The 10914-nt window shown below is 34.1% G+C and carries 7 protein-coding genes and 3 pseudogenes; 7 read left to right on the top strand and 3 right to left on the bottom strand.

Annotated elements, in window-relative coordinates:
• A pseudogene (locus tag QU01_RS07670) lies at positions 1 to 301 on the top strand (ABC transporter ATP-binding protein); the annotation flags it as partial.
• Between the two features lie 6 nt (positions 302 to 307).
• Here the strand turns inward: QU01_RS07670 and QU01_RS07665 are convergent.
• Together QU01_RS07665 and QU01_RS07660 are read right to left on the bottom strand one after the other, a co-directional pair.
• Positions 308 to 2248 carry a relaxase/mobilization nuclease domain-containing protein gene (locus QU01_RS07665; protein ID WP_033763344.1) on the bottom strand — a complete coding sequence of 647 codons (1941 nt, stop codon included), beginning with the start codon at positions 2246 to 2248 and terminating at the stop codon, positions 308 to 310.
• Positions 2238 to 2582, bottom strand: coding sequence for a plasmid mobilization protein (locus QU01_RS07660; protein WP_033763343.1), 345 nt, complete (start codon positions 2580 to 2582; stop codon positions 2238 to 2240). Before QU01_RS07660 ends, QU01_RS07665 begins: the two co-directional genes overlap by 11 nt.
• A 195-nt stretch (positions 2583 to 2777) precedes the next feature.
• Between QU01_RS07660 and QU01_RS07655 the strand changes: the two genes are divergently transcribed.
• From QU01_RS07655 to QU01_RS07635, 5 genes and pseudogenes are all read left to right on the top strand, one after another.
• Entirely contained in the window at positions 2778 to 3056 is a 279-nt protein-coding gene (locus tag QU01_RS07655) for a hypothetical protein (protein WP_033763341.1), read from the top strand.
• The gene (locus QU01_RS07650) at positions 3043 to 3309 is read left to right on the top strand and encodes a type II toxin-antitoxin system YafQ family toxin (RefSeq protein ID WP_033763340.1); all 267 of its coding nucleotides are present in this window, start codon (positions 3043 to 3045) and stop codon (positions 3307 to 3309) included. Before QU01_RS07655 ends, QU01_RS07650 begins: the two co-directional genes overlap by 14 nt.
• Before the next feature lie 971 nt (positions 3310 to 4280).
• Positions 4281 to 5903 carry a replication initiation protein gene (locus tag QU01_RS07645; RefSeq protein ID WP_033763339.1) on the top strand — a complete coding sequence of 541 codons (1623 nt, stop codon included), beginning with the start codon at positions 4281 to 4283 and terminating at the stop codon, positions 5901 to 5903.
• Positions 5904 to 5947: 44 nt separating this feature from the next.
• A complete protein-coding gene (locus QU01_RS07640; protein WP_033763338.1) occupies positions 5948 to 6682 on the top strand; it encodes a Fic family protein in 735 nt (244 codons plus the stop codon).
• 49 nt (positions 6683 to 6731) lie between these two features.
• Positions 6732 to 7440: pseudogene (locus QU01_RS07635) on the top strand (Fic family protein).
• Between the two features lie 53 nt (positions 7441 to 7493).
• On the opposite strand, the pseudogene QU01_RS07630 reads toward QU01_RS07635, so the two are convergent.
• Positions 7494 to 8897: pseudogene (locus QU01_RS07630) on the bottom strand (hypothetical protein).
• Between the two features lie 473 nt (positions 8898 to 9370).
• On the opposite strand from QU01_RS07630, the gene QU01_RS07625 reads away from it, so the two are divergent.
• The coding region (locus QU01_RS07625; RefSeq protein WP_033763337.1) for a DUF4135 domain-containing protein at positions 9371 to 10914 on the top strand (1544 nt) is incomplete at its 3' end.

Raw genomic sequence — 10914 nt, 5'->3', positions numbered from 1 at the left:
TCTGGGTCAAAAGCAACGCATAGCCACTATAAGAGCCTTTTTAAAACCAAGTCATTGTGTTGTTTTAGATGAGCCAAGCAGTACTATTGACCCCATTATAGAAAAAGAGTTTTTGGATTTTATTTTTAAAAAATCGCAATCTAAGATGGCTTTAATCATTACACACCGCATGAATAGTGTCAAGCAAGCTGATGAAATTATCGTTTTAGATCAAGGCAAACTAATAGAACAGGGCAACTTTGAAACCCTTATAAAGAAACAGGGCTTATTTTCTGAATTATATTTGAAGCAACAATATTAAAGCGACTTACCGCCCATACCCACGACTATAATTTCTCTCGTTTTCTATTTTTTGATTGTGTTCTCTAATCTTTCTATCCAGCTGTGTTGTTTTTGCATGAAGCTCTCTTGTTTCTTGTTCCATTCGTTTTGAAAGTCGTTCATCTGCTCGTTGAAAGAGGTCTCTAATTCGTTCTTTTGCGTTTCTGTAGATGTCTTTAATTGTGTTAATTGCGTCTCGTGTTCTTGCATAAAGGTTGTGTAAGATTGTTCTAACTCTTGCTTGAGCGTTGTTTCTAAAATCTCTAATTGTGTTTTCAATTCTTTGTATTGAGCTTGTGAAGTCTCTTGCTCTTTGATTTGAGTGCTCTGTAATTCTTGTTGTAAAATCTGTTCGCACATTGTCTGTAAATCGTTTTTGAGCGTGATTTCTTTCTGCTCTAAGGTTTGTATCACTTGCTTTAATTCGGCTCTCTCTGTCGTTTCTAAGGATTGAAATTTCTTTAGTAGCGTGTTGTGTGTTTGAAGTAGCGTTTCGTAGCTCTCTTTCAAGCTTAATGTTTCTGTCTTTAAGCTCTCGTAATTCTTGCTTAGCCTTTGAAATTCTGCTGTAACTTTCTCTAGCGTGGTTAATAACTCGTTCTTGTCGTTCTGCAAGTTCTCTATTTCGTTGATTAAAGCGTTCTGTAGCTTGTTTAAGTGTTCGTTCTGCATTGCTTTCCCTTAATTCTCGTTCCTGTGCTGTAGGTAAAATTCCTTGAATACTTTGTTCTCTTGCTCTAATTCCTCTATTTTCTGTTTTAATTTTCTCATTTTGAATGAATGCTCTAATTGGTCTTTGGTTGGGGGTGTTGTAATGTTGTGATAAATCAATATCAATAATCCCATGATTACTACTCCCCCTATAAAAGTTAGGATTGGTATTAAGGTTTTCTTGGCTAGGCTCTCGGTTAAATTGTTGCGAACTTGTCTCTTTATCTCTTGTAAATTCTCTTGTATAATTTCCTTGTATTTCTTGTTGGTTCTCTCTAACTCTAGGTAGCTGTTCTTTAGGTTCTCGTGGTTCTTTTGAATTAAATTCAAGTAGTTGTTTATAGTATTGCTGTTTGTATTCAATGTGTCTGTGTAGCTTGTTTTCAAGCTCTCGCAAAAGTTCTGCATGGTTGTCGTTAGTTGTGTGAGAATTTGAGCGTTCTCTTTGGCTTTCTCGCTGTCTAGCTTCACTAAGTTGGTTTCTAATGTCTGCAATAGTTCTGAATGTTTCATGGTAGTAAAATCCTTTCAATCGTTTGGCTTTAGGTTCGTTTGGTAGCTTGACACTGATATAATCCTTGCCTTGTCTAGTAACTTCACACTGATTAGCCTTTAAAAAATTGATGATGTCAGCTCGGCTGTTAAATAGCTTTCCTAAGTTGTCTTGTATAAGCTTGTCTAGTTTTTCATAGGTTTTTAAAAGTTCTTTATTTTGAGGGTTTTTAGTTTGGTGTTGTTGTATGTTGTGCTGTTTTTCTAGGTCTTTGGGGTTTGTAAAATTGTGTTTTATGTTGATACAATCTTTCCATGTATCAATGCGTTTTAAATCCACTTTGTGATAGTAAGGGTTAAACGCTTTTTGTTTCTCTAAATCAATTTTGGGTATAACAAAATTTAACTCCAAACGCCCCTTGTCTGTGTGTTCTACCCATAAAATGTTATAACGCCCTTGCATTTCTTGTGTAAGTAAAGCATTTTCAAAGCTTTCCATAAGTTCGTATTTTAGACTCTCATTAATGTTAGGCTCTTCAAAGGATAAACACCCTACGCATGCCTTGTGTTTTTGAGTAAGAGAGAGTAAAAGGCTTTTAGTTAGATTAGCATCGCCTTTTAAAACTTTAGCTGTGCCTTGCTTTACTCTTTCATTAAGCAAGTAATTAACGCTCCCATCACCATCACCGCCCCCTTGATTAGTCCCCCAAAATTTAACTAACATACTTGAATCTTATTTGTTCTAATTGATGACTAATTTCTATGAGTTGTTCTAAACCTAATCTATCCCATACCCCCTTATTAGTGTTGAGATGTTTAGCGATTTGGTTTAAATTGTTTCCCCACTTAGCCAATTCAATGATTAGCTCTTTATTGACAATCGCTTTTTGTTTTTTAAATTTTGTTAGAGTTTGTGAGTTTTGAGTTAAAAGGGAGTTTAAAACCAATTGAGAAAAGTTTAAATTTTTTTCTTGCATCTGAGTTTGGATAGTTTGCCATTCTGTTTGTGATAATCTTAAAATTTTTGTAATCGTTTTTTTTGTAACAAGCTTTTCCATGTTTTTTTGGCTATCCCTTAATATGATTTAGGGGGGTCAAGGGGGGTTTGCCCCACTGCGAGCTAAAGCGATTTTATATCGCTGTCCATTTGTATATACAAAGGGTATGCTTGCCCTATTATTTTTATTTTAGCATAGATTTGGTTAATTTAGATATAATTGGGTTATTATGATTGATTGAATTAAGGAAATAAGATGTTGAAAGATGTAGAAATGGGGGCTAATTTTTATAAAGAGCTTGGCAAATTAGAAAAACAATTAGCTAAATATCAAAATAAGGTTTTAGAAATTAAAACACAAATGAAAGAGATTAAAAAGCAATATTCTCAAGCTAAGAAAGAAGAGAAAAAAACTAAAAATTTAGAGACTTTACAAGCGATAAAAGATGTAGAGAGTGGGGCTAATTTTACAAAAATTGATAGTTTAGATGATCTTACAAATGAGTTAAAAAGAGAAATACATGCTGGATATTGAATACCACAATATGTTTAGAAAAGACTACAAAAAGTATCTCAAAAATGGCTTTGATAGTAAGCTACTTGATGAAGTGGTTTTAGAATTAAGACAACAAAAACCACTAGCTCCAAAGCATAAAGACCACATATTAAAAGGCGAGTGGTATCCTTGTAGAGAATGCCACATTAGACCTGATGTTTTGTTGGTTTATATGGTCAAAAATAACACTCTTTGGTTGCTTAGGTTAGGTAGCCATAGTGAGTTGTTTTAGACAAATTTCTTCTTAAAATCGCCTAGAATGAATTTTCAACTCTAATCCAACCTAATCATCAGTTTTTGAATGAAACGATGAAATAAGGCTATTTTTAGCTCATTATTGGGGTATTTTGTTTTTAGTTGAAAGCTAACTTCAAAATTCAAAAAACTTCTTTCCCTTTCTAGTCGCTAACCATTTAGCCAATCTCACTTGGATAGCATCTAAAAGCGCATATAACTTGAGTTAGCCATTCCACCCCTACAAAACCGCACAAGCGAAGCGTTAGCGAGCATGGACAAAAGTGCATCGCAGTTTGAAAGCGTAGGCGTTAGCCGAAGCTGTTTTTGCGCAAGCAAAATCAAACAAGATAGCGCAAGCCTGGCGTCAGCCTAAAAAACCCCAAAATATGTAGCGCGTCATGCGCGTTGTTTTGTTTACATGTTTTAAACAGCATGCTGTTTTTTACATGTTTTACCATGCGCGCGCATGTGAGGGATTGGGGGTTGCAACCCCCTAAATAACGAAGCTGTAGGGTTTCTCATTTTTGGATGAAAATGAATAAAACAGAACTTCTTGCCAACACTAACAGAACTTCTTGCCAACACTAACAGAACTTCTTGCCAACACTAACAGAACTTCTTGCCAACACTAACAGAACTTCTTTATTTTAAAGTTATGATTATTAACAATTTTTAGCTACAATAACAACCTAAGGCGGTGTAACATGGTTGCTAATCCTAGTGTTAACAAATTTGGAGAAATTAGCTTTAAAAGCTAGTGGGTTGGGAGTTTGTAGCGGGTGGCTCCGTTAGGAGGCACACCATGAAAGCATTTTTGATAGTAGTGATTTTAGTGGTAATCTTAACACAGCCACTATATTAAAACCTTAGCGTTTTAATAACCCTTATAAGTCCGCCAAGACTTTTAAGGGTTTCACTCCTGTTATTATATCGTCTTTTGAAAAATAAGCATTAAAAGGCGCTCAAATGCCCATGAATACGAATTTTGAACAAATTAGAAAACAAGAATTGGAATTACGAAAATTATTAGAAGAATTAGACACACTCCCACAAACCCCACAAGTTAAACTACAAAAACAAAAAATACAAACTTACATAGACAAGATCACTCCAAGTATTTTGAGCGGTTTTAATCAAAAATTCAAAGAAATTACAGAAAATCTATCAAATGAGTTTGAAAAAGAAAAACCCACACCAACAAAAGCGCCACAAACAACCCCCACACCATGCAAAGATTTAATGGTTAGCACCCCTAAAGATAAAACCTATATCACCTACCACAACAACGCTAATAAGGTCAATCTAGGGAAATTGAGCGAAAGGGAAGCCAATCTTTTATTCGCTATTTTTCAAAGGCTTAAAGATCAAGGGAATACCCTCATTCGTTTTGAACCGCAAGATTTAAAACGCATGCTAAACATAGATATTTCTAATGAGCGCTTATCAGAAGTGGTCATCAAGCTGTGGGATAGCATCAAAACCGCTGATTTTTGGAAAATTAGCGAAACAGAAACTTCAATCATTCAAGAAAATTACATGCTTTTTAGTCGGTGTAAAATTGAATTGAACAAACCGAGTAAAGATTTAAAGTATTTGGAAATCCAACTCAATGATAACTATCAATACCTGCTCAACAATCTAGGCATGGGTCAATACACTTCTTTCAATCTCTTGGAATTTCAAAGAGTGAGAGGCAAATACGCTAAAACGCTCTATCGCTTGCTCAAGCAATACAAAAGCACAGGGATTTTAAGCGTGGAATGGACTCAATTCAGGGAGCTTTTAGACATTCCAAAAGATTACAAAATGGAAAACATCGATCAAAAAGTCTTAACTCCAGCTCTCAAAGAACTCCATAAAATCTATCCTTTTGAACACTTGAGTTATAAAAAAGAACGCCGAAGTTATGACAAGCGCAAGGTAACCCACATTGATTTTTATTTTGAGCAATTGCCTGAAGGCGAAAATAAGAAACAAAAACAAGCCGGCAAGCAACGCGCTCAAAGAGACATCAAGCTCATAGCGTGGGATATTAAAAGACAAGGCATTATCAAACGCTCTAAAGAAACCCTAGAAGTTAGGGAAATGGATTTGAAAAGTTTGATGGGATCTCTTTTTGAAAACCCTAATGGGGTTATTTTAAAAGTTGAAAACATCACTAAAGAAAAAAACCAATTCTTCATGCATGTTTCTTTCCCTAACCGAAAAAGTGAACCGCAAAAAATCCCTGTATCTGACAAACGATATGCTTTAGAACTTTTGTATGTCAGTAAAGGCTTCACCTTCAAAAAAGACAATCTGTTGCAAGAAATTGAAACTTTCACGCCTAATATCCACCCTATCACTAACAAGCCTATCAAAGAGTTTTCAGAATACATAGGCAAAACGATCAATATCACTAACAACAATGTGGATCAATTCCCTGATGGGATAACAAGCTACTTGAAAATCACTAACATTGTCAAATTGAATGATAATCAAATCCAAATCTCTATCCAAGATGTGGATAAACCTGACAAACTGCTCAAACCTTTCATCGCTAAAAATGAGAAACATTTGAAGAATTGGTTTAAGAAATATTATCGGTGAAAAGACAGATGCATTTGACTAAATTTAGATACTAGGACAAAGTGATGGATTATAAAGAATTGTTAGAATTTGATGATTACGCTATGGATCTGACCATTCGCATGGCGCACCACAACTCCGCTATGGAGGGCAACAACCTAACTTTGGGCGATACGATGAGTATCTTAATAGACAGAAAGACCCCTATCAAGTCGGTGAGCTTAGATGAAGTGCATGAGATAGAAAATTATCGCAATTTTGTTCCCCTTATTTTAGAATTTTTAGAGAGAGATAAGATCATAGATGAACATTTGATTGGCCATTTCCATTCTGTTTTGATGCGTAATATCCTGCCTGATTTTGGAAAATTCAAAACCACTTATAATGAGATCATAGGGGCTAAAAAACCGACTGCAAGTCCAATAATGGTGCAACCCAGAATCAATGATCTGTGTTTGAAAATACAAGATGAAGCGCTATTGAATTTGAGCGGTGAAGAAAAAATAAAAAAGATAGCAGAACACCACATAGAATTTGAAGAGATCCACCCTTTTAGTGATGGCAATGGCCGCACAGGAAGAGCCTTGATGTTCTACCAAACCATAAAAGCTAATTTAACGCCCTTTGTGATTGAAGTAAGCGCTAGAAGCGAATACATGCATGCTATGAGAGAACAAGACGCTAACGCTCTAGTTGGCATCATTAAGAACTGCCAAAAAATAGAACTAGAAAAGATTGAGCGATACGCTGCCATTTTGAAAGAAAGACAAGCGGCAAATTTTTCTGTCAAAAAATCATGAGCACTTGAAGAATTGGTTCAAGAAATATTATCGGTGAAAAGACAGATGCATGCTAACTAAACTCATAGAAAAACTGAATCACGAAAGAAAGAATGCTATCAAAAATGGCATTTACCACCTGATCCAAATCAAATTTTCTTACAACTCCAATCGCATTGAAGGAAGCGGTTTGACTTATGAACAAACCGCTCATATTTTTGATAAATCCGTTCTCATAACTGAAAAAAACGCCAATATCAAACTTGATGATATTTTTGAAACTATCAATCATTTTGAATGCGTGAATTACTTGCTTGAAAGCTATCAAGAACCTTTGAGTTTAGAATACTTCAAGACTTTACATAAAATCTTGAAAAAGAACTGTTCTGATGAAGTTATTGGTGGTTTCAAAAAACATCCTAATTTTGTAGGCAATAGTGCCACAACAAGACCTAAATTAGTTGAAAGCGAATTGACAAATCTTATGAAAAATTACCAACGCAACCTTGAAGTGAGTTTGGAAAACATCATAGATTTTCATGTGGCTTTTGAAAAGATACACCCTTTTAGTGATGGCATATGGTAGGGTGGGGCGATTAGTGATGTTCAAAGAATGCTTGAAAAACAATATCATGCCTTTCATCATAGAAAACGAACACAAAGCCTTTTACTACAAAGGCATCAAAGAATATGACAACACAAAAGGCTACTTGAAAGACACCATTTTGCAAAGTCAAGACAATTTCAATGAAATGGTTAGCTATTTCTTTTCTAAATAGTCTGTTTCACTTCTACTCTCTTAGCATAGGTTTTACTCGTATTGAGACTAATTCTAGTTTGGTGTGTAAGTGTCCCACCACTTACGAATGGTTTTTGGGTCTATATTTGTTTCCTTATGGCAATCAATTTTTTTGCCTTGTGGGTTTTTGATACGCCATAGCAAAACCGCATTCTGTTTGCTGGGTCTACCATCTTTATTATTCCAAGTCTTTCCCTGTCGGCTCTGTTTAACATCTCTTATAGCCCTTGCTATTTCTAAATGATTTTCTTGGGTTTGACAATTTCGCCTATTCCTATCAATTCTTAGGGCTGTAAGGATTTCAATATCTTTAATCTTAAAACAAGCCAATCCCTTATCATAGCTCTCTAAAGCACTATAAACATCTCGCTTAGTTAGAGAGTTAGTGTGGGGTATATCTTTTAATTTTTCAAAAACTTCTAACATATCCTTTTCTAGCTCTTGTTTGGATATATCGCATTTGTAAGCATAAATCGCCATGCACATCATAAAAAAATAGCGATGCCCTCCCTTAGGCTCTTTGCAACGCTTTTTCCACCATTCATACACATCTCTTTTAATGCACCATTTCTTTCTCTCACTTGTTTGGCCTTGAATAATGACTTTTTCATACCATTCAGGAAATTTGAGTTTAGCTTCTGCTAAAGTGTGTTTGCTTGGTCTTAAACGCTTTAAAATATCCACTCTCTTGTCTTCTTTGACATATTGGTTCATGTATTCTAAGCTCACTCTATCGCCTGTTTTAAAGGCTATAATCTTATTGCCATGCTTTTCGTTAATACTCCCTACCATTCTAAAAGATTGATTGATAGATTAGTATTGGGTTTCTTTCTCTTTGCTAGTCTCTTTATAACGCCAAATATTGAATGTAAGAGCGTATTTATAGGCTTTAAGCTGGAGTTTGATATTTGGAAATAAATCTATAGGCTTATCAAACACATAATACACATGCAAACCCACCCCACTTAAAACAACGAAGGTCGGTCTAGGTATAGGCCAAAAATATTTGTTAGGCTCATTTTTTTCACAATATTTAACCACTTCAAAAAAAGCAGTAATTTCTTTTAACCCTACCCCATCTAAATCAAAAATTAAAGCGTTCATTTGCTGGGCATGGGCTAAGTCATTATGCCTACCCCTATAACTTAAGCCACTACATAGCGTTAAATCGTTTTCTAAAACAAATTCGGCATAATCATCGCCCCAAGTGTCTTTAAGCATTATACGGCGTTTTAAAGTGGGTTTATCGGTATCATTTAGAGTTGTCTTTAAGTCTTTATACAAAAACACAGCATTTGGCTTAGAAAAATCCTTATTCATTTCACCCTTGCTCTCACAATTAGGAAAAATGAAATTATAAAAATCTTCCCCATTGCTCCATTCTTCATAATCATTGTAAGTTAAAAAATTAAAACACTCCCAATAATCTTTTAACATTCCATGACCTCCAACCTATCATTTCATTTAAAAATTCACTTTTATTGTTATTTTTTCTTAAAATTTAACTTTTTAAAACAATAAATACCATTAAATAAAAAACCACATGATATTGCCTTACAAGTCCCATGTAATCGGTGAACTATAGCTACGCTCTAGTTTGATATTTATCGTCAGCTAAAGCTGACACTAGGGGGCTTATATTTATCAATATTGTTTTTCCCTATTCTAGCGTAAATTATCTACACACAATACTTATTACTGATATTACTTTTATAATAATTATTCATCTCTAATGATATAATTTGTATCGTTTTAGTTTAAGCAAAAAACCGGAGGTAAATTATGGAATTAGAAAACTTTTACACTGGATTAGATGAAATTAGTTTTGATATTATTGAGACTCATTTCTTTTTTGGAGATTCTACGGCTTGTTGTGCTAGTGGAACTTGTGACTGGCTGAAGTGAGCTCAATGAAGAAAGATACAGAACTAAATCGTTTAAGATTGTATGAGACTCTCTTCAACAATTGGTTCGACATTGAAGAAATTGTATCTATAGAAAAGTATATATCTAGGTATAGATATATACTTTTCAGACGAATGGAGTTCTTTTTAGTTCCGACCATTGCTAAACTAATATTTGATGCTAAGCAAAATAAAATTCCCAACGCATATGAATACTACTTTAACGACACAAAAATAATTCTAAACAAACTGCATGAAATTGGTATTTTAAACAGAGTTCGCTCAAACCTTGTCAATTTTACTATCCTAACAAAAAATACTATAGAAAAATCAATAGAAGCACTCTTGCTATCCAAGATTATTTCTTGTAAAAACGATATTAAGAGCATTGAAGTAGAGTTTAGTGATTTGCATTCGCTCGTTTTTACTTCCATACTAGTAACAATCAAAAAAAACAGAAAATTTTTTATTAAATCCTCACTAACAGACCCATCAAAAGTATTTTACGATGTATGCAAAATATTAAATATACACACAAAAAAGAAAAGTGTATATTGGCAATCGGACTTACTAAATGTAGCTGACTATATCGAGTATGACCCTGATGTAAAGGATATAGAGTTTTTTTACAAAAGAGTTGCAGAATTAATGGCTGTTTCTGCAACATTAAATCTTACCGACATCCATCTAGAAAACTTGTTAGTCTCTGATGGATTACCAGTAATACTAGATTTTGAGACATTATTTACATTCAAAGAAACATCTTCTGGTCTTATTGACAACACTATAACAGATGTTGAGGCCACATTATTTATTGAACCAGTTCAAGAGCTTATCAATAACAACACACTTGACAATAAGAGGAGAAGTATTATTTCTGGGTTACAGGGTGGCGAGGTTAGGAACAAAAGTTTTCTCTACCCATTTGTGATTAATGATGGTAGCGATGAGTTTAGGGTAAGCTATAGAAAATTAAGTCATTATCAATCACATAATAGAATATCATCTAATAAAACTATTATACAACCGCATCTCTACTCAAAAATAATCACAAATTCCTTTACAGAAACAATGCTTGAAATTTGCAAAAACAAACAAAAATTATTAGATATTCTTAATGAAAACTACTTATCTAATTTTAAATACAGACATATCCTGAGACCAACATCATTCTATAGTTTTATATCTGTCAGAAGTTGGCAACCTAAAGAATATATTAACTGGGACACTTACTGGAATAAGATTGAGCTAACACTGGATAACCAACAAGTAAATTGTTTCTCAAAGAATGCCAAAAAACAAATCGTTCAATACGAAATACAAACCATACAAAAAGGACTTGTCCCATTATTCTATCGTGATATCAATACATGCAACCTGTATACAGCGGATTCACAAACAATAAAAAATGCTTTTAGGAAACCGCTAATTAAAAACATAAAAAGTAAAATTAGTCAAATATCCGATGAATACATTCATCAAAATGTTTTATCAATAGAAGAAAGCTTAAATTTATCCAGATCCATCAACCAGGAAGAGAAAAATATCGG

Source organism: Helicobacter pylori SA221C (assembly GCF_000476855.1).
In the GTDB taxonomy this organism is placed as follows: domain Bacteria; phylum Campylobacterota; class Campylobacteria; order Campylobacterales; family Helicobacteraceae; genus Helicobacter; species Helicobacter pylori_DK.
The sequence above is the reverse complement of the archived record's forward strand: the minus strand, read 5'-3'. Positions and strand labels throughout refer to the sequence as shown.